Annotated in this window: 18 protein-coding genes; 1 reads left to right on the top strand and 17 read right to left on the bottom strand. The window is 64.0% G+C overall.

Annotated elements, in window-relative coordinates:
- Positions 1-149: 149 nt before the first annotated feature.
- The 17 genes from LDJ84_RS19195 to ccoN (LDJ84_RS19115) all read right to left on the bottom strand — a co-directional run bounded on the left by LDJ84_RS19195 (position 150) and on the right by ccoN (LDJ84_RS19115) (position 16,793).
- A complete protein-coding gene (locus LDJ84_RS19195) occupies positions 150-980 on the bottom strand; it encodes a metal-dependent hydrolase (protein ID WP_226045267.1) in 831 nt (276 codons plus the stop codon).
- A 273-nt stretch (positions 981-1,253) separates the two neighbouring features.
- Positions 1,254-1,802, bottom strand: coding sequence for an adenine phosphoribosyltransferase (locus LDJ84_RS19190; RefSeq protein ID WP_024763933.1), 549 nt, complete (start codon positions 1,800-1,802; stop codon positions 1,254-1,256).
- A 115-nt stretch (positions 1,803-1,917) separates the two neighbouring features.
- Positions 1,918-2,652: a transcriptional regulator Anr gene (anr, locus tag LDJ84_RS19185; protein ID WP_024763934.1), complete on the bottom strand. Its 735-nt coding sequence runs from the start codon at positions 2,650-2,652 to the stop codon at positions 1,918-1,920.
- A 256-nt stretch (positions 2,653-2,908) separates the two neighbouring features.
- Positions 2,909-4,291, bottom strand: coding sequence for an oxygen-independent coproporphyrinogen III oxidase (hemN, locus tag LDJ84_RS19180; protein ID WP_024763935.1), 1,383 nt, complete (start codon positions 4,289-4,291; stop codon positions 2,909-2,911).
- A 72-nt stretch (positions 4,292-4,363) separates the two neighbouring features.
- Positions 4,364-5,089 carry a sulfite exporter TauE/SafE family protein gene (locus LDJ84_RS19175; RefSeq protein ID WP_226045266.1) on the bottom strand — a complete coding sequence of 242 codons (726 nt, stop codon included), beginning with the start codon at positions 5,087-5,089 and terminating at the stop codon, positions 4,364-4,366.
- Positions 5,082-5,303: a cbb3-type cytochrome oxidase assembly protein CcoS gene (gene ccoS, locus LDJ84_RS19170; RefSeq protein ID WP_024763937.1), complete on the bottom strand. Its 222-nt coding sequence runs from the start codon at positions 5,301-5,303 to the stop codon at positions 5,082-5,084. Before ccoS ends, LDJ84_RS19175 begins: the two co-directional genes overlap by 8 nt.
- Position 5,304: 1 nt before the next feature.
- Positions 5,305-7,782, bottom strand: coding sequence for a heavy metal translocating P-type ATPase (locus LDJ84_RS19165; protein ID WP_226045265.1), 2,478 nt, complete (start codon positions 7,780-7,782; stop codon positions 5,305-5,307).
- The gene (locus tag LDJ84_RS19160; protein WP_024763938.1) at positions 7,779-8,324 is read right to left on the bottom strand and encodes a FixH family protein; all 546 of its coding nucleotides are present in this window, start codon (positions 8,322-8,324) and stop codon (positions 7,779-7,781) included. The genes LDJ84_RS19165 and LDJ84_RS19160 overlap by 4 nt, the downstream gene beginning before the upstream one ends.
- 129 nt (positions 8,325-8,453) lie before the next feature.
- Positions 8,454-9,869, bottom strand: coding sequence for a cytochrome c oxidase accessory protein CcoG (ccoG, locus tag LDJ84_RS19155; protein WP_038803520.1), 1,416 nt, complete (start codon positions 9,867-9,869; stop codon positions 8,454-8,456).
- 210 nt (positions 9,870-10,079) lie between these two features.
- Positions 10,080-11,045, bottom strand: a complete 966-nt coding sequence (ccoP, locus tag LDJ84_RS19150; protein WP_024763939.1) for a cytochrome-c oxidase, cbb3-type subunit III — start codon at positions 11,043-11,045, stop codon at positions 10,080-10,082.
- Positions 11,042-11,233 (bottom strand): cbb3-type cytochrome oxidase subunit 3, encoded by a 192-nt coding sequence (locus tag LDJ84_RS19145; RefSeq protein ID WP_024763940.1) that lies wholly within the window; start codon positions 11,231-11,233, stop codon positions 11,042-11,044. The genes ccoP (LDJ84_RS19150) and LDJ84_RS19145 overlap by 4 nt, the downstream gene beginning before the upstream one ends.
- Positions 11,234-11,238: 5 nt before the next feature.
- Positions 11,239-11,847 (bottom strand): cytochrome-c oxidase, cbb3-type subunit II, encoded by a 609-nt coding sequence (gene ccoO, locus LDJ84_RS19140; RefSeq protein ID WP_017516817.1) that lies wholly within the window; start codon positions 11,845-11,847, stop codon positions 11,239-11,241.
- Complete coding sequence (gene ccoN, locus LDJ84_RS19135; RefSeq protein WP_038803521.1) at positions 11,847-13,289, bottom strand: cytochrome-c oxidase, cbb3-type subunit I; 1,443 nt, start codon at positions 13,287-13,289, stop codon at positions 11,847-11,849. The genes ccoO (LDJ84_RS19140) and ccoN (LDJ84_RS19135) overlap by 1 nt, the downstream gene beginning before the upstream one ends.
- Before the next feature lie 343 nt (positions 13,290-13,632).
- Entirely contained in the window at positions 13,633-14,556 is a 924-nt protein-coding gene (gene ccoP / locus LDJ84_RS19130) for a cytochrome-c oxidase, cbb3-type subunit III (RefSeq protein WP_037018020.1), read from the bottom strand.
- The gene (locus LDJ84_RS19125; RefSeq protein ID WP_024767473.1) at positions 14,553-14,744 is read right to left on the bottom strand and encodes a CcoQ/FixQ family Cbb3-type cytochrome c oxidase assembly chaperone; all 192 of its coding nucleotides are present in this window, start codon (positions 14,742-14,744) and stop codon (positions 14,553-14,555) included. Before LDJ84_RS19125 ends, ccoP (LDJ84_RS19130) begins: the two co-directional genes overlap by 4 nt.
- Positions 14,745-14,749: 5 nt before the next feature.
- Positions 14,750-15,358: a cytochrome-c oxidase, cbb3-type subunit II gene (ccoO, locus tag LDJ84_RS19120; protein ID WP_015477751.1), complete on the bottom strand. Its 609-nt coding sequence runs from the start codon at positions 15,356-15,358 to the stop codon at positions 14,750-14,752.
- 10 nt (positions 15,359-15,368) lie between these two features.
- Positions 15,369-16,793: a cytochrome-c oxidase, cbb3-type subunit I gene (gene ccoN / locus LDJ84_RS19115; RefSeq protein ID WP_169889019.1), complete on the bottom strand. Its 1,425-nt coding sequence runs from the start codon at positions 16,791-16,793 to the stop codon at positions 15,369-15,371.
- Between the two features lie 113 nt (positions 16,794-16,906).
- Here ccoN (LDJ84_RS19115) and LDJ84_RS19110 point away from each other — a divergent pair, with 113 nt between their 5' ends.
- Positions 16,907-17,605, top strand: a complete 699-nt coding sequence (locus tag LDJ84_RS19110) for an alpha/beta family hydrolase (protein ID WP_226045264.1) — start codon at positions 16,907-16,909, stop codon at positions 17,603-17,605.
- The last annotated feature ends 37 nt before the right edge of the window (positions 17,606-17,642 follow it).

Here is a 17,642-nt window from a genome sequence, read left to right as displayed (position 1 = left end):
GTCATGGCCACGGCGTGTAATGGTCAGGTCCGATGCAAATGATTGGTCAAGTCAAATGCAATCAGGTGGTCAAGAGAGTGCAATTGCGCACGATGGAGTTGAATGAAAAACGCCAGGCGATTGCCTGGCGTTTTCGTTGGTGCGGGAGGTCAGCCGGCGAAATCCAGCGTTTCCTTCCAGCGGGTTTCCAGCGCCTTGGTGTCATGGTCGAAGGGGTGGAAGCCGGGGCGGAAGTAGTCCAGCCACGGGCGGATCAGGTTGACGAAGTAGCCGCGGCGCGGGTGCAGCAGCACGCCCAGGCCGTGTTTCCAGCTGCGCCAGTTGAACAGCTGGCCGTCGCGGCGCAGCAGGTTGACCTGGAAGCCGGCAATGACGCTGAGGAAGATCACCGTGGTCAGCAGCATCACCGCGGTGCGGGTGAAGTAGCCGCCGTAGACCTGCTGGTAGACATCGTAGGCCACCGCCTTGTGTTCATTCTCCTCGACGGCATGCCACATCCACAGCTTGTACATCTTGTCCGACTTCATCTGGCCGCTCAGGTCTTCGCGCTTGAGCAGTTGTTCGGCCATGGTCGCGGTGAAGTGTTCCAGGGCGCAGGTGATCGCCAGCTGATGCTTCTTGGTGGTGACCTTGCTGATCGATTCGAGCAGCAGCTTGATGCGCAGTTCCAGGGTTTCCAGGTCGATGCCGTGCTCGTCGGCGTATTCGTTGTAGGCCGCGTGCTCCTTGGAGTGCATGGCCTCCTGGCCGATGAAGGCGCTGACGTCCTTCTGCAGCTGCGGGTCCTGGATGCGCTCGCGCACCGCACGCACGCTGTCGACGAAGAACTTCTCGCCGTAGGGGAACAGCGAAGACAGGTTGTTCATGAAGTGGGTCATGAAGGGCTGCCCGTCCCACCAGTACTTCGGGGTTTCACTGAAGGTGAAATCCATGCGGCGGACCGGGAAGTTGGCGCGGATCGGCGTGGTACTGGCGTTCATGACTAACTCCTTGTTGTTGTGCGGGCGGGAGCGAGGTGCGTGGCAGGTACGGCACCCAGGCAAGCCCTGTCGTTAGTTCGCGATGCCACCTTCGAATGTGTCATCGGTTGATGTCATGTTCGGAGTCTTGTCGGACAATCGCCAGGTCATTTCCGGCCGCGGCAGGGTCGAATCAGGCCAAAGCGGTCATCACCAGCCATTGGATGGGGCGCCCGTGCGAAGGCCGGAAACGAAAACGGGCGCCGTAGCGCCCGCTCTCGGAAACAGCGCCGATCAGGCTTCGTCGAGGGCGAAGGCGGTCAGGCTGTAGGTGGAAATCTGCGCGTCGTTGAGCTTGGTCGAACCGCCCAGTTCCGGCAGGTCGATGATCGCAGCGGCCTCGAACACGCTGGCGCCCATGCGGCGTACCAGTTGCGCGGCGGCCAGCAGGGTGCCGCCGGTGGCGATCAGGTCATCGAAGATCAGCACGCTGTCGCCTTCGCACAGGCTGTCGGCGTGGACTTCCAGCAGGGCCTCGCCGTACTCGGTCTCGTAGGCCTGGGCCAGTACGTCGGCCGGCAGCTTGCCGCGCTTGCGGAACAGCACCAGAGGCTTGTTCAGTTCGTAGGCGATGATCGAACCGATCAGGAAGCCGCGCGCATCCATGGCGCCGATGTGGGTGAAGTCGGCCTCGACGTAGCGCTGGATAAAGCTGTCGGCGACGAAGCGCAGGGCTCGCGGCGACTGGAACAGCGGGGTGATGTCGCGGAACATGACGCCGGGCTTGGGAAAGTCGGGAACGGCACGGATCACGGACTTCAGGTCGAGTGGGTTGAGGATCATGCTGGATGTGCACCTGATGCGGTTTTTGCAGAGGCCAAAGTATAACGGGCCCGCCGTGTGGCGAGCCCGTTTTCGATGACCGGAAAGTCAACCGGACGGTCAGCTTTCAGGTAGCTCAGCTTTCCAGTTGGCCACCTGCCAGTGCGCACAGCTCGATGGAGTCGAGGATGTGCACTTCCTTGCCTTCGGCGGCGATCAGGCCGTTCTGCTGGAAGCGGGTGAACACGCGGGAGACGGTTTCCACCGCCAGGCCCAGGTAGTTGCCGATTTCGTTGCGCGACATGGCCAGGCGGAACTGCTGGGCCGAGAAGCCACGGGCGCGGAAGCGCGCGGAGAGGTTCACCAGGAAGGTGGCGATGCGCTCGTCGGCGGTCTTCTTCGACAGCAGCATCATCATCTGCTGGTCATCGCGGATTTCCCGGCTCATCACCCGCAGCAGCTGGCGGCGCAGTTGCGGCAGCTGCTCGGAGAGTTCGTCCAGGCGTTCGAAGGGGATTTCGCACACCGAGGTGGTTTCCAGGGCCTGGGCCGATACCGGGTAGCTCTCGGTGTCCATGCCGGACAGGCCGACCAGCTCGCTGGGCAGGTGGAAGCCGGTGATCTGCTCTTCGCCGCCGTCGGTGATGCTGAAGGTTTTCAGCGCGCCGGAACGCACGGCGAAGACGGAACCGAAGGCATCGCCCTGGCGGAACAGGAACTCGCCTTTCTTCAGGGGGCGGCCGCGCTTGACGATCTCATCGAGGGCGTCCATGTCGCTGTGGTTCAGCGACAGGGGCAGGCAGAGGGGAGCCAGGCTGCAATCCTTGCAGTGCGCCTGTGGCAGTGCGCGCACTTTGATGGTTTCGGCCATGAGTGTTCCTTGAATGGGATGGCACACAAAAACCAAGGGTACCGCAGACTGCAAGTCGCGCGCCAGTTGGCGACCTGTCTGAATCGCTGGTTCCAGCGACGGGGATGAGGAAGTGCGGCGGGGTATCGGGGCTTGAATCCTTTCGAAAAGTACTAGGGCAGGGCTGTTCCTACACCCTCGGACGACCGACATATCCTGTATCAATGGGTGCGACAGTTGGTCTCGCACCGTCGGTCGTCTGCGCGGAACTCGGGCGTCAGATGACCCGCGAGAAGCGCTGCAGGTTCTGCATGGGCAGGTAGCGGTCGAACAGCATGCACAGCGAGCGGACCAGCAGCCGGCCGGAAGCGCTGACGTCTATACCGCGCGGGCCGAGGGTGATCAGGCCATCGCGGGCGAAACGCTCGAGATCGTCCCAGATTTCCGCGAAGTAGCCGCGGAAGTCGATGTTGTAGAGGTCCTCGATGTCCTCGAAGTCCAGCTGGAAATGGCAGATCAGTTGCTGGATCACGGCGCGGCGGATGAGATCGTCCTTGTTGCAGTGCAATCCGCGGCGGGTGGCGAGTTGGCCCTGGTCGAGGGTGTTCTGGTAGTCGGCGATGTCATTGCTGTTCTGGCAGTAGAGATCGCCGATCTGGCTGATCGAGGAAACCCCCAGGCCAACGAGGTCGCAGTGACCGTGGGTGGTGTAGCCCTGGAAGTTGCGCTGCAGAGTGCCGTCTTCCTGGGCCATCGCCAGTTCGTCGTCCGGCAGGGCGAAGTGGTCCATGCCGATATAGCGGTAGCCGGCGGCTTCGAGCTGCTCGGTGGTGCGCTGCAGCATTTCCAGCTTCTGCCCAGGGGAGGGCAGGTCTTCGGCCAGGATCCGGCGTTGTGGCGGGAAACGTTCGGGAAGGTGCGCGTAGTTGAACACGGACAACCGGTTTGGCTGCAGGGCAATGACCTGCTCGACGGTGTGGGCGAAGGTGTCCGGGGTCTGTCTGGGCAGGCCGTAGATCAGGTCGATGTTGATCGAGCGGAATTGCAGAGTACGCGCTGCGTCGATGATGGCGCGGGTCTCGTCCAGGCTCTGCAGGCGATTGATGGCCTGTTGAACATCCAGGTTGAAGTCCTGCACGCCGATGCTGGCGCGGTTGAAGCCCAGCTCGCGGAGCAGGCCCATGGTCGACCAGTCGGCCTCGCGCGGGTCGATCTCGATGCCGTAGTCGCCGAAGTCACCCTCGACGAAGTGGAAATGGGTGCGCAGTTGCGCCATCAGTTCACGCAACTGGCCGGGGCTCAGGAAGGTCGGGGTGCCTCCGCCGAAGTGCAGCTGCTCGACTTGCTGCTGGCGGCCCAGGTGACGGCTGACAATCTCGATTTCGTGGATGAGACGGGCGAGGTAGGGGGCGCTGCGGCCACGATCCTTGGTGATGACCTTGTTGCAGGCGCAGTAGTAGCAGATGTTCGCGCAGAACGGGACGTGCACGTAGAGCGAGAGCGGGCGCTGCGCCTTCTGGCTATCGCGCAGCGCGTGCAGCAGGTCGAAGGGTCCGACTCCTTCGTGGAACTGCACGGCTGTGGGATAGGAGGTGTAGCGCGGGCCGGACAGATCGTATCGGCGTATCAGATCTGCGTCCCAGCGAATATTGTCGAGCATGCCGATGTTCCCCGGTGGCGAGCTTTTCCTGCGCAGTCTAGGGAGAGTCCGATAGAGGCCTGTTGACCTGTATCAAGCGGCTTTATGGTGGGCAATACCGGCGCTGGCGTGCATCTCGTGGCCCATGATCCAGGCCTGGTGCGGGCCGGGCAGGGTCCACAGGCCGAAGAGGATCACCAGGATGCCACCGGCCATGCGCACGCTGCGCTTGCGCAGCAGCGCGGTGATGCGCTCGGCGGCGAGCCCTGTCGCCAGCAGCACCGGCCAGGTGCCGAGGCCGAAGGCGAGCATCAGCAGCGCACTGTCGATGGCCGAGCCCTGGCTGGTGGCCCAGAGCAGGGTGCTGTAGACCAGCCCGCAGGGCAGCCAGCCCCACAGTGCGCCCAGCAGCAGTGCGCGCGGGACGCTGGCGACAGGCAGCAGGCGGCTGGCGAAGGGCTGGATGTGCTTCCACAGGCCGCGACCCAGCGCTTCGATGCGGGTCAGGCCACTCCACCAGCCGGCCAGGTAAAGGCCCATGGCGATCAGCAGCAGGCCGGCGATCACCCGCAACGCTGCGGCGAATGGCGTGCGCGCCACGGCCCAGCCGGCCAGGCCGAGCAGCAGGCCGGCGCAGGCGTAGCTGAGGATGCGTCCGAGGTTGTAGGCCAGCAGCAGGCGCAGGCGACGTCCGCGTTGCTCCGGCGGGATGGCCATGGTCAGCGCGCCCATCAGGCCGCCACACATGCCCAGGCAGTGACCGCCGCCGAGCAGGCCGAGAATCAGCGCGGACGCCAGCAGCGGCGCCAGTTCAGGCATCGCGCTTGTCCTGTTTCTGGCTGCTGTGCGAGGCATCGCCCTCGGCTTCATCGATGCCGGCCTGGTGCTTGGGATCCTCGTCGTCGAACAGGATGCTGTGGGCGGGCCCGTCCATGTCGTCGTACTGGCCGCTGTTCACCGCCCAGAAAAAGATCGCGATGCAGATGCCGACGATCACCACGGCAACCGGAATCATTATGTAGAGAGCGGGCATTTCAACTCCGTGGCAGCGCCTGCGCCGCTTGTGGGGCGGCTGGCAGGTCGGTGGTCGCTGTCGGGGCGCCGGCGCCCTTGGGCAGCCGGGTCAGGCGCAGGGCGTTGAGCACCACGGTCAGCGAGCTGATCGACATGCCCACCGCAGCCCACACCGGCGTGATCCAGCCAAGGGCGGCAAAGGGCAACATCAGCCCATTGTACAGCCCCGCCCAGACCAGATTCTCGATGATGACCCGACGGGTGCGACGAGCCAGGCCGAAGGCCTGCACCACGCTGTCCAGGCGGTTGGACAACAGCACGGCATCGGCGCTGGTCTTCGCCAGGTCGGTGGCTGAGCCCATGGCGACGCTGATGTCGGCAGCGGCCAGCACCGGCACGTCGTTCACGCCATCGCCCAGCATCAGCACGCGGTGGCCTTGCTGGTGCAGCTGACGCAGGACTTCGAGCTTGTCATCCGGGCGAAGGCCGCCACGGCAATCGTCGATGCCCAGTTCGGCGGCGACCCGGTCGACCATGGGTGAGCTGTCGCCGGAGAGCAGCAGGGTGCGCCAGCCGCGGGCGCGGCATGCTTCGAGCAGGTCGGTGGCGTCTTCGCGGATGCGATCGTCCAGCACCAGCCAGGCGAGGGCGCCGCTGTCATCGCCCAGCAGCAGCCACTGGCCGGGTTCCTGCGGATGCTGGGGCGCGTCGCTGCCGCTCAGGGCGCAGACGAAGGACGGCTCGCCGATGCGCAGGCGACGCTCGCCAACCCGGCCTTCCAGGCCCAGGCCGGGGTGGCTCTCGACATTCTCGGCGGGCTGCGGTGCGCGGCCGAAAGCTCGGGCGATAGGGTGTTCGGAACGGTTCTCCAGCGCGGCAGCCAGTGCCAGGCAGGTGTCGCTGTCCAACAAGCCCAGCGGGCGCACGGCGCGCAGGGTGAGGCGGCCTTCGGTGAGGGTGCCGGTCTTGTCGAAGATCACCGTGTCGATGTGGTTCAGGCCTTCCAGCACGTGGCCCCGGGTCACCAGCAGGCCGAGCTTGTGCAGGCTGCCGGTGGCGGCAGTCAGGGCCGTCGGTGTGGCCAGCGACAGTGCGCAGGGACAGGTCGCCACCAGCATCGCCAGGACGACCCAGAAGGCGCGGGAAGCATCGTGCTGCCACCAGAACAGGCCGACCACGGCGGACAGCACCAGCAAGGCGATGAGGAACCACTGCGCGGCCTTGTCGGCGAGTTCGGCGAGGCGCGGCTTGTCCGACTGGGCGCGTTCGAGCAGGCGGACGATGGCTGACAGCCGGCTGTCCCCGCCCAGGGCCTTGACCTGTACGGTCAGCGGGCCTTCGACGTTGAGGGTGCCGCCGGTGACGCTGTCGCCGCTCTGGCGCGGCTGCGGCAGGTATTCGCCGGTGAGCAGGGATTCGTCGACGCTGGACTGGCCGTCGAGGATCAGGCCATCGGCGGGGATCACCGAGCCGGGCTGGACCAGCACGCGGTCGCCCAGGTTCAGTTCGCTGAGCAGTACGCGGCTGCTCTGGCCGCTGCCGTCCAGGCGCAGGCAGGAGGCGGGCAGCAGATTGACCAACTGGGCGGTCGCGGCGGCGGTGCGCTCGCGGGCGCGGCGTTCCAGGTAGCGGCCGGCGAGCAGGAACAGGGCGAACATGCCGACGGCGTCGAAGTACAGGTCGCCGTGGCCGGTGACGGCGGTCCAGATTCCGGCCAGGTAGGCGCCGCCGATGGCCAGGGACACCGAGACATCCATGGTCAGGTGGCGGGTGCGCAGGTCGCGCACGGCGCCACGGAAGAACGGCTGGCAGGAGTAGAAGACGATGGGTGTGGTGAGGAACATCGCCACCCAGCGCAGGATTTCGTGCAGCTCGGGGCTCAGGTCGATGTTGAATTCCGGCCAGGTGGCCATGGTCGCCATCATTGCCTGGAACCACAGCAGGCCGGCGACGCCCAGCTGGCGCAGGGACTTGCGGTTCTCCTGGTGCAACTGGTCGGCGGCGCGGTCCGGCTGGAAGGGGTGCGCGGCGTAACCAATACGGCGCAGTTCGGCAAGCAGCTCGCTCAGCGGCAGCTCGCTGTCGGACCAGCGCACATGCAGACGGTGGTTGGACAGGTTGAGACCAGCCTCGGCGACGGCGGGCAGGCCCTTGAGGTGTTTCTCGATCAGCCAGCCGCAGGCGGCGCAGCTGATGCCTTCCATGATCAGGGTGGTCTCGGCGAGATCGCCCTGATGCTGGACGAAGGGCTGCTGAACGTCGGGGCGGTCGAACAGCTTCAGCTCGTCGACGAGCTGTTCGGGCAGGGCGTCAGGGTTGGGGGCGGCTTCGGTGCGGTGGCGGTAATAGCCTTCCAGGCCGCCGGCAACGATAGCCTCGGCCACGGCTTGGCAACCCGGGCAGCAGAATTCGCGGGTTTCGCCGAGTACTGGCGCAGTGAAGCGGCTGCCGGGCGGGACCGGCAGCGCGCAGTGGTAACAGAGCAGCGCGGCGCTCATGGGCGCTCGGCTTCATCTCCGCTGAGGGGCTCGTCGCCGAGGTCGAAGGTAGCGCCGGGAGCGACCTTTTCTTCCTCGAACAGACGCCAGGTCTTGCCGTTCTCCTCGCCGAGCAGCTCGACGAAGCGGCGGCCCTTCACGGCGGCATCCAGGCTGGCGGTGTAGCGGCCCGGCTCGGCGGGGCTGGCGCGCAGTTCCAGGTGCTTGTCCTGGGATTCCAGGGTGGGGGAGAGCAGGTTCAGGGTAAGCGTGGCCGGACGGCTGTCGCCCGTGAGGCGCAGGTCCACTTCACCGGTCAGCTCGTCGAAGCTGATCTTCGCCCGCAGCTTGAGTTGCTGGGCGAGGTGCTCGCGGTCAAGGGAGCGGTTGATGCCCTTGCCTGCTTCGTAATAGTTGTCGCTGACCAGGGAGTCCTGGTTGTTCACGGCGATATTGACCATCGTCAGGCTGAGGAAGATCGAGGTGGCCAGCATGGCGATGATGATCCACGGCCAGAGGTGCTTGTACCAGGGTTCCACGGGTGTCTTCATGGCCGATTGCATGCTCTTTGATCTCTCGCTGGCGGCGCCTTGCGGGACGCCGCCCGGTGAAGGGGCGGGCGAATTCTACGTCCTTGGATCGCTACTGGCACCCCATGTGCAACATGGGGTGCCAATTCGTTCAGCATTGGTTCAACGAACGCGCGGACCGATGAAGCGACTGGTGGATTCCTTGCTGATGGACGGGTCGTCCACCGACTGGATGGTAAAGCTGATCTCGTTGGTGGTGGAGGGCAGCTTCTCCGGGTCGATGGAGAGTTCCACCGGCATGCTGAAGATGTCCCCGGCCGCGACCGAGATTTCCTTCTTGCCTTCCAGGATCAGGCCATCCATGCCTTTGGCGCTGAGTACGTAGGTATGGTCCTTCTGGTCCTTGTTCATGACCTTGAGGCTGTACACGTTCTCGATGCGGCCTTCGGCGTTCTCGCGGTAGAGCACGCGGTCCTTGCTGACGTCGAACCCCACCAGCGGGCGCAGGAGGATGGCGGTGATCAGCAGGCCGATCATGATGCACAGGGCGATGGCGTAGCCGATCAGGCGCGGGCGCACCAGATGGGTTTTCTGCCCGGACAGGTTGTGCTCGGTGGTGTAGCTGATCAGGCCACGCGGGTAGTTCATCTTGTCCATGATGCTGTCGCAGGCGTCGATGCACGCCGCGCAGCCGATGCATTCGATCTGCAGGCCGTCGCGGATGTCGATGCCGGTCGGGCAGACCTGAACGCACATGGTGCAGTCGATGCAATCGCCCAGACCCTGGGCCTTGTAGTCGGCGCCTTTCTTGCGCGGGCCACGGCTCTCGCCACGCCGCGGATCGTAGGAGACGATCAGGGTGTCCTTGTCGAACATCACGCTCTGGAAGCGCGCATACGGGCACATGTAGATGCACACCTGCTCGCGCAGCCAGCCGGCGTTGCCGTAGGTGGCGAGGGTGAAGAAACCGACCCAGAAGTAGGCCCAGCCGTCGGCTTCGCCAGTGACCAGTTCCATCAGCAGTTCGCGGATGGGGGCGAAGTAGCCGACGAAGGTCAGGCCGGTGACCAGGCCGATCAGCAGCCAGAGGCTGTGCTTGGCGACCTTGCGCAGCAGCTTGTTGCCGCTGAAGCCGGCCTTGTCGAGCTTCATGCGCTGGTTGCGGTCACCTTCGGTGACTTTTTCGCACCACATGAAGATCCAGGTCCACACGCTCTGCGGGCAGGTGTAGCCGCACCAGACGCGGCCGGCGAACACGGTGATGAAGAACAGGCCGAACGCACTGATGATCAGCAGCCCGGAGAGAAGGATGAAGTCCTGCGGCCAGAAGGTCGCGCCGAAGATGTAGAACTTGCGCTCGGGCAGATCCCAGAGGACCGCCTGGCGACCGTTCCAGGTCAGCCATACGGTGCCGAAATAGAGAAGGAAGAGGAGGGCGCCCCCGGCCAAGCGGAGGTTGCGGAAGAACCCGGTAAAGGCTCGGGTGTAGATCTTTTCCCGGGAGGCATAAAGGTCGACGCTTTCACCCTTGCCCTTGGTGGGCGGAGTGACGTCCTGGACCGGAATCTGTTTGCTCATCAGTGCATTCCACGGCAGCGGGAGGGCGCCCTGTCGATACATGCCGAGAGGGTCAGAAATATGCTTGCACGCCTAACAATGATACGGCGTGGTGGGTGTTGCAACGGTGCGACAGTTGGTCGCGCAAGGAATTATGGACCCAGAAATAGAGCGGCGCCGGTGTAGAAACCGGCGCCGCTGGGTGTCGCTATGGGTGTAGGAAAGGGAGGCTTATTCGGCGCTCTTCTCACCTTCGCCATGGGACAGGCTGTACACGTAGGCAGCCAGCAGGTGGACCTGGTCTTTGCCCAGACGCTCCAGCTGAGCCGGCATCTGGCCTTGGCGGCCGTAGCGGATGGTCTGCTGCAGCTGGGCGAAGCTCGAGCCGTAGATGAACGCGGCCGGGTGGGTCAGGTTCGGCGCGCCCATGGCCGCAGTGCCTTTGCCTTCAGCGCCGTGGCAAGCCACGCAGTTGGTGGCGAAGATCTTCTGGCCGTTGGCGACCTGCTCGTCAGTCACGCCTTCGGGCAGCTTGCGGCCGTCCAGCTTGGTGGTGACGAAGGCTGCTACATCATGAACGCCGGCATCGCCGATGACTTCGCCCCAGGCCGGCATGGCCGCGTGGCGACCGCCTTCGATGGTGGCGATGATGTCCTTCGGCTCGCCGCCCCAGCGCCAGTCGGCGTCGGTCAGGTTCGGGAAGCCGTGGGCGCCTTTGGCGTCGGAACCGTGGCAGACGGAGCAGTTGGAAGCGAACAGGCGGTTACCCATTTTCAGGGCCTGCTCGTCCTTGGCCACATCCTCGATCGGCATGGCGCCGAACTTGGCGTACAGCGGGCCGTACTTCTCATCGGCCTTGGCCATTTCCTTTTCCCACTGGTGCACACCGGTCCAGCCCTGTTCGCCGTTGGCGAATTCGGCCTTGTCCTGGTAGCCCGGCAGCAGGCCCTTCCAGTTGCCCAGGCCCGGGTACAGGGCCAGGTAGGCGAGGGCGAAGATGAAGGTGGCCACGAACAGCATGAACCACCACTTCGGCAGCGGGTTGTCGTACTCCTCGATGCCGTCGAAGGCATGGCCGACGGTCTCGTCGGTGGCTTCGTTGCGCTGACCGCGACGGGTGGCGAACAGCAGCCACGCCAGGGCGAAGATGGTGCCCAGGGTAAGTACGGTGACGTACAGACTCCAGAAGGTTGTCATTCTTTGTTGCTCCTAGAAGCTTGCTCTTGCTCGACGTGCTTTTTGGCGACCGGGTCATCCGCGAAGGGCAGCAGGGCGTCTTCGTCGAAGCGCTCCTTGCGTTTGCCACCGTAGGCCCAGAGCAGGACGCCGACGAAGGCGACCATCACTACTACAGTGCCGATACCGCGAATGGTCCCGATATCCATCACTGTCACCGTTTGCTCTTGATGATGGTGCCGAGGCCTTGCAGGTAGGCGACCACAGCGTCCATCTCGGTCTTGCCTTTGACGGCATCACGAGCACCGGCGATGTCTTCGTCGGTGTAAGGCACGCCCAGCGTACGCAGGGCTTCCATTTTCTTCGCGGTGTCCTTGCCGTCGAGCTTGTTCTCCACCAGCCAGGGGTAGGAGGGCATCTTCGATTCCGGGACCACGTTGCGCGGGTTGTACAGGTGCGCGCGGTGCCAGTCGTCGGAGTAGCGGCCGCCGACGCGGGCCAGGTCCGGACCGGTACGCTTGGAACCCCACAGGAACGGGTGGTCCCAGACGCTTTCGCCGGCGACGGAGTAGTGGCCGTAGCGCTCGGTCTCGGCACGGAACGGACGGACCATCTGCGAGTGGCAGCCTACGCAGCCTTCGCGGATGTAGATGTCACGGCCTTCGAGCTCCAGCGCGGTGCGCGGCTTCATGCCTTCGACCGGCTTGTTGGTGACGTCCTGGAAGAACAGCGGAACGATCTGGGTCAGACCGCCGATGCTCACCGCAATGACCATGAAGAAGGCCAGAAGGCCGATGTTCTTCTCGACTACTTCGTGCTTCATCAGTGAGCTCCTACAGCGGGGATCTGGGCAGCGGCATCGGCGTCAGCCTGTTTGAAACCGCGCACAGTACGGAAGGTGTTGTAGGCCATCAGCAGCATGCCGGAGGCGAAGAAGGCGCCGCCCAGCGCACGGACGATGAAGCCCGGGTGGCTGGCCTGCAGGGCTTCCACGAAGGAGTAGGTGAGGGTGCCGTCGGCGTTGATTGCGCGCCACATCAGGCCCTGGGTGATGCCGTTGACCCACATGGAGGCGATGTAGAGCACGGTGCCGATGGTAGCCAGCCAGAAGTGCGCGTTGATCAGGCCCACGCTGTGCATCTGCTCGCGGCCGAAGACCTTCGGAATCAGGTGGTACAGGGAACCGATGGAGATCATCGCAACCCAGCCCAGGGCGCCGGCGTGTACGTGGCCGATGGTCCAGTCGGTGTAGTGCGACAGGGAGTTGACGGTCTTGATCGCCATCATCGGGCCTTCGAAGGTGGACATGCCGTAGAAGGCCAGGGAGACCACCAGGAAGCGCAGGATCGGGTCGGTGCGCAGCTTATGCCAGGCGCCCGACAGGGTCATCATGCCGTTGATCATGCCGCCCCAGCTCGGAGCCAGCAGGATCAGGGACATCACCATGCCCAGGGACTGCGCCCAGTCCGGCAGAGCGGTGTAGTGCAGGTGGTGCGGACCGGCCCAGATGTACAGGGTGATCAGCGCCCAGAAGTGCACGATGGACAGGCGGTAGGAGTAGATCGGACGCTCGGCCTGCTTGGGTACGAAGTAGTACATCATCCCCAGGAAGCCGGTGGTCAGGAAGAAGCCCACGGCGTTGTGGCCGTACCACCACTGGATCATCGCGTCGGTCGCGCCGGCGTAGATCGAGTAGGACTTGAAGGCGGTTACCGGGATTTCCATGCTGTTGACGATGTGCAGCATGGCGGTCACCAGGATGAACGCGCCATAGAACCAGTTGCCCACGTAGATGTGCTTGGTCTTGCGCTTCATCACCGTGCCGAAGAACACCAGTGCGTAGGTCACCCAGACGATGGCCAGCAGGATGTCGATCGGCCATTCCAGTTCGGCGTACTCCTTGGAGGAGGTGTAGCCCAGCGGCAAGGTGATGCCGGCCAGCACGATCACCGCTTGCCATCCCCAGAAGGTGAAGGCTGCGAGGCTATCGGACACCAGTCGGGTCTGACAGGTGCGCTGTACGACGTAGTAGGAAGTTGCGAAGAGAGCACAGCCGCCGAAGGCGAAGATCACCAGGTTGGTGTGCAGCGGACGGAGGCGGCCGAAGCTGGTCCAGGGCAGGTCCAGGTTCAACTGGGGCCAAACCAGCTGAGAGGCGATGTAAACACCGAGCCCCATACCAAGTATCCCCCAGACCACCGTCATGATGGCGAACTGGCGGACGACCTTATAGTTATAAGCAGTCGGACTGATTGCTGTGCTCATTCTAAGGTTCCACGGTTTTTGGATTTTATGGACAAAAAAACGGCGGCAAGTATGGAGAAAGCAGGTAGCCATTGCAACGCGCCGGGCCTTGGCGCGAAGCCGGTTTGACGCCTGCTCCGGAGCGCTTTGCGCCGCTGCTTGCCGCTCATTTCGGCTCGCCCGTGCCAACCTGGGAAGTGGGTCAGGTTAGTCGTATTGCAGGTTTGCGAATGGAATTCAGCTTAGACGTGAACAGGAAGGGTGTGAAGAAAGGAGATAGAGAGGGTGCGACACTTCGTCGCGATATTGCAGAGGTCAGAAACTCGCGCCCCTTTTAGCGGGCGCGAGTTGGGGGGCGGGGAGTTTACTTCGCCTGGCCGGAAATGTTGTAGATGTATCCGGCGAGAATGTGCACTTTGTCTTTGCCCAGGTACTGCTCCTGCGCCGGCATCTGGCCCTGGCGGCCGTGACGGATGGTCTGCTGCAGTTGCGCGTAACTGGAACCGTAGATGAACGCACCCGGGTGGGTCAGGTCAGGCGCTCCCATCAGCGGGTTGCCCTTGCCTTCCGGACCGTGGCAGGCGACGCAGGTGGTGGCGAACAGCTTGCCGCCGTTGTCGACGTTCTCCGCGGTCACGCCCTCGGGCAGCTTGCGGCCGTCCAGTTTGGCGGTGACGAAGGCCGCCACGTCCTGCACACCCTTGTCGCCCAGCACTTCACCCCAGGCCGGCATGGCGGCCTGGCGGCCACCGAGGATGGTGGTCTGGATGTCCTGGGCGGTGCCGCCCCAGCGCCAGTCGCTGTCGGTCAGGTTCGGGAAGCCTGCTGCGCCCTTCGCATCGGAGCCATGGCAGATGGCGCAGTAGGTGGCGAAGAGGCGCTCGCCCATTTTCATGGCTTGCGGATCCTTGGCGACTTCTTCCACCGACATGGCCGCGTATTTGGCGAAGATCGGGCCGTATTTTTCCTTGGCCAGGGCTTCTTCACGCTCCCATTGCTTGTCCTGCGTCCAGCCGCCGTCGTAGCCCGGCAGAACGCCTTTCCAGTTGCCCAGGCCCGGGTAGAGCACCAGGTAGCCGGCGGCGAAGACGATGGTGCCGACGAACAGCAGGAACCACCACTTGGGCAGCGGATTGTCGTACTCCTCGATGCCGTCGAAGGCGTGGCCCATGGTCTGGTCGGTGGTGTTCGAGGACTGCCCGCTGCGGGTGGCGAATACCAGCCACAGCAGGGCGATCAGCGAACCGACTGTTAAAACGGTGATGTACAGACTCCAGAAGGTAGTCATGCGTTGTTGCTCCTAGAAGCTTGCTCTTGCTCAGCGTGCTGCTTGGCTACCGGGTCATCCGCGAAAGGCAGCAGCGCGTCTTCGTCGAAGCGCTCCTTGCGTTTGCCGCCGTAAGCCCAGAGCAGTACGCCGACGAAGGCAACCATCACGATGACGGTGCCGAGGCCGCGAATGGTCCCGATATCCAAGGTTGTCACCGCTTGTTCTTGATGGAGGTGCCGAGGACCTGCAGGTACGCGACGACCGCGTCCATTTCGGTCTTCCCTTTGACGGCGTCGCTGGCGCCAGCGATGTCGTCGTCCGTGTAGGGCACGCCCATGACACGCATCACTTCCAGTTTCTTCGCCGTATCCTTGCCGTCGAGCTTGTTCTCGACCAGCCAGGGGTAGGCGGGCATCTTCGACTCCGGGACCACGTTGCGCGGGTTGTACAGGTGCGCGCGGTGCCAGTCGTCCGAGTAGCGGCCGCCGACGCGGGCCAGGTCCGGGCCGGTACGCTTGGAGCCCCACAGGAACGGGTGATCCCAGACGCTCTCACCGGCGACGGAGTAGTGGCCGTAGCGCTCGGTCTCGGCGCGGAACGGACGGATCATCTGCGAGTGGCAGCCTACGCAGCCTTCGCGGATGTAGACGTCACGGCCTTCCAGTTGCAGGGCGGTGTAGGGCTTCATGCCTTCCACCGGGGTGTTGGTGACGTCCTGGAAGAACAGCGGGACGATCTGGGTCAGGCCGCCGATGCTCACGGCGACGGCCATGCACAGGGCCAGCAGGCCGACGTTTTTCTCGAGTACTTCGTGTTTCATGTCGGACTCCTCAGGCCATCTGCGCCGCGGCTTGCATTTCGGCCGGTTTGGCGGCCGCTACGGTGCGCCAGACGTTGTAGGCCATGACCAGCATGCCCAGCAGGAAGATGGCACCACCGATCATCCGCACGATGAAGCCGGGGTGGCCGGCGGCCAGGGCTTCGACGAAGGAGTAGGTGAGGGTGCCGTCGGCGTTTACCGCGCGCCACATCAGGCCCTGGGTGATGCCGTTGACCCACATGGAGGCGATGTACAGAACGGTGCCGATGGTGGCCAGCCAGAAGTGGGTGTTGATCAGGCCCACGCTGTGCATCTGCTCGCGGCCGAAGACCTTCGGAATCAGGTGGTACAGCGAGCCGATGGACACCATCGCTACCCAGCCCAGAGCGCCGGCATGTACGTGGCCGATGGTCCAGTCGGTGTAGTGCGACAGGGCGTTGACGGTCTTGATGGCCATCATCGGGCCTTCGAAGGTGGACATGCCGTAGAAGGCCAGGGAAACCACCAGGAAGCGCAGGATCGGGTCGGTGCGCAGCTTATGCCAGGCGCCGGAGAGGGTCATCATGCCGTTGATCATGCCGCCCCAGCTCGGCGCCAGCAGGATCAGGGACATCACCATGCCCAGCGACTGCGCCCAGTCCGGCAGCGCGGTGTAGTGCAGGTGGTGCGGGCCGGCCCAGATGTAGACGGCGATCAGCGCCCAGAAGTGCACGATGGACAGGCGATAGGAATAGACCGGACGCTCGGCCTGCTTCGGAACGAAGTAGTACATCATCCCCAGGAAGCCCGCGGTCAGGAAGAAGCCCACGGCGTTGTGGCCGTACCACCACTGGATCATCGCGTCGGTGGCGCCCGAGTACAGGGAATAGGACTTGGTCAGGCTGACCGGGATTTCCAGGTTGTTGACCACGTGCAGGATCGCCACGGTCAGGATGAAGGCGCCGAAGAACCAGTTGCCCACGTAGATGTGCTTGGTCTTGCGCTTCATCAGCGTGCCGAAGAAGACGATCGCGTAGGAAACCCAGACGATGGTGATCAAAATGTCGATCGGCCACTCCAGCTCGGCGTACTCCTTGGAAGAGGTGTAACCCAGTGGCAGGGTAATGGCCGCCAACAGGATCACCAGCTGCCAACCCCAGAAGGTGAAGGAAGCGAGCGGACCTGCGAACAGGCGGGTCTGGCAGGTGCGCTGCACCGAGTAGTAGCTGGTGGCGAACAGTGCGCAGCCGCCGAAGGCGAAGATCACCGCATTGGTATGCAGCGGGCGCAGGCGCCCGAAGCTCGTCCACGGTAAGCCGAGGTTAAGGTCCGGCCACACCAGTTGAGCGGCGATCAGGACACCGACGGCCATGCCGACGATCCCCCACACCACTGTCATAATGGCGAACTGGCGGACCACCTTATAGTTATAAGCGGTCTGATTGGTTGTGCTCATTTATGGGCTTCCATCCACGGTTATGGGCTATGCCCATCCCGGCAGGTTTTTTACGGCTTACGCCGCCCCTCCCCCTTGGGATAGGTACTAATTCGAAATTAGCGGAGTGAAGGATGGATAAAGGCCCGTCGAGGAATATTGATTCGGATCAATTGCCGCCTGAGACCTCTGTCGCGGGCGCCTGCGGTCCTTTGTCGCTGCTGCGGAACCCGGCACGGCGCGAACTGTCGGCTACGGTGGTTCTGGCCCACGGCGCGGGTGCGCCGATGGACAGCCCGTTCATGGGCGACATCGCCGCGCGGCTGGCCGAACGGGGTATCTCTGTCGTGCGCTTCGAGTTCCCCTATATGGCCATACGCCGCGAGGACGGCCGGCGGCGTCCGCCCAATCCGCAGAAGCACTTGCTGGAGTGCTGGCGGCGGGTATACGCGCAGGTTCGCGCCGAAGCAGCAGGCAAGCTGGCGATTGGCGGCAAATCCATGGGCGGGCGCATGGCCAGCCTATTGGCGGACGAACTGGGCGCCGACGCGCTGGTCTGCCTGGGCTATCCGTTCTATGCCGCCGGCAAGCCGGAAAAACCGCGCGTGGCCCACCTCGCCGAACTGACGACGCCGACCCTGATCGTCCAGGGCGAACGCGATGCATTGGGCGACCGTGCCACGGTCGAACGCTACGCGTTGTCGCCGGCGATCCAGCTGCACTGGCTGGCGGCGGCCGACCATGATCTCAAGCCACTCAAGGTCTCCGGGCTGACCCATGACCAGCATCTGGAGACTACCGCCGAGCGGATAGCAGAGTTCCTCGCGTCGTAACCGCTCCTTAAGGCAGTCCCTTCTATCCTCGCCTCCG

Origin of the sequence: Pseudomonas sp. HS-18, assembly GCF_020401845.1 — a bacterium.
Lineage (GTDB): Bacteria > Pseudomonadota > Gammaproteobacteria > Pseudomonadales > Pseudomonadaceae > Pseudomonas > Pseudomonas nitroreducens.
Note: the sequence above shows the minus strand (reverse complement) of the source record. Positions and strands in the feature narration are given on the sequence as shown.

What these genes read in the sequence shown, in the direction of transcription:
- LDJ84_RS19195 (WP_226045267.1), bottom strand. Translation starts at nt 980, where the DNA reads ATGAACGCCAGTACCACGCCGATCCGCGCCAACTTCCCGGTCCGCCGC.
- LDJ84_RS19190 (WP_024763933.1), bottom strand. Translation starts at nt 1,802, where the DNA reads ATGATCCTCAACCCACTCGACCTGAAGTCCGTGATCCGTGCCGTTCCC.
- anr (WP_024763934.1), bottom strand. Translation starts at nt 2,652, where the DNA reads ATGGCCGAAACCATCAAAGTGCGCGCACTGCCACAGGCGCACTGCAAG.
- hemN (WP_024763935.1), bottom strand. Translation starts at nt 4,291, where the DNA reads ATGCTCGACAATATTCGCTGGGACGCAGATCTGATACGCCGATACGAT.
- LDJ84_RS19175 (WP_226045266.1), bottom strand. Translation starts at nt 5,089, where the DNA reads ATGCCTGAACTGGCGCCGCTGCTGGCGTCCGCGCTGATTCTCGGCCTG.
- ccoS (WP_024763937.1), bottom strand. Translation starts at nt 5,303, where the DNA reads ATGCCCGCTCTCTACATAATGATTCCGGTTGCCGTGGTGATCGTCGGC.
- LDJ84_RS19165 (WP_226045265.1), bottom strand. Translation starts at nt 7,782, where the DNA reads ATGAGCGCCGCGCTGCTCTGTTACCACTGCGCGCTGCCGGTCCCGCCC.
- LDJ84_RS19160 (WP_024763938.1), bottom strand. Translation starts at nt 8,324, where the DNA reads ATGCAATCGGCCATGAAGACACCCGTGGAACCCTGGTACAAGCACCTC.
- ccoG (WP_038803520.1), bottom strand. Translation starts at nt 9,869, where the DNA reads ATGAGCAAACAGATTCCGGTCCAGGACGTCACTCCGCCCACCAAGGGC.
- ccoP (WP_024763939.1), bottom strand. Translation starts at nt 11,045, where the DNA reads ATGACAACCTTCTGGAGTCTGTACGTCACCGTACTTACCCTGGGCACC.
- LDJ84_RS19145 (WP_024763940.1), bottom strand. Translation starts at nt 11,233, where the DNA reads ATGGATATCGGGACCATTCGCGGTATCGGCACTGTAGTAGTGATGGTC.
- ccoO (WP_017516817.1), bottom strand. Translation starts at nt 11,847, where the DNA reads ATGAAGCACGAAGTAGTCGAGAAGAACATCGGCCTTCTGGCCTTCTTC.
- ccoN (WP_038803521.1), bottom strand. Translation starts at nt 13,289, where the DNA reads ATGAGCACAGCAATCAGTCCGACTGCTTATAACTATAAGGTCGTCCGC.
- ccoP (WP_037018020.1), bottom strand. Translation starts at nt 14,556, where the DNA reads ATGACTACCTTCTGGAGTCTGTACATCACCGTTTTAACAGTCGGTTCG.
- ccoO (WP_015477751.1), bottom strand. Translation starts at nt 15,358, where the DNA reads ATGAAACACGAAGTACTCGAGAAAAACGTCGGCCTGCTGGCCCTGTGC.
- ccoN (WP_169889019.1), bottom strand. Translation starts at nt 16,793, where the DNA reads ATGAGCACAACCAATCAGACCGCTTATAACTATAAGGTGGTCCGCCAG.
- LDJ84_RS19110 (WP_226045264.1), top strand. Translation starts at nt 16,907, where the DNA reads ATGGATAAAGGCCCGTCGAGGAATATTGATTCGGATCAATTGCCGCCT.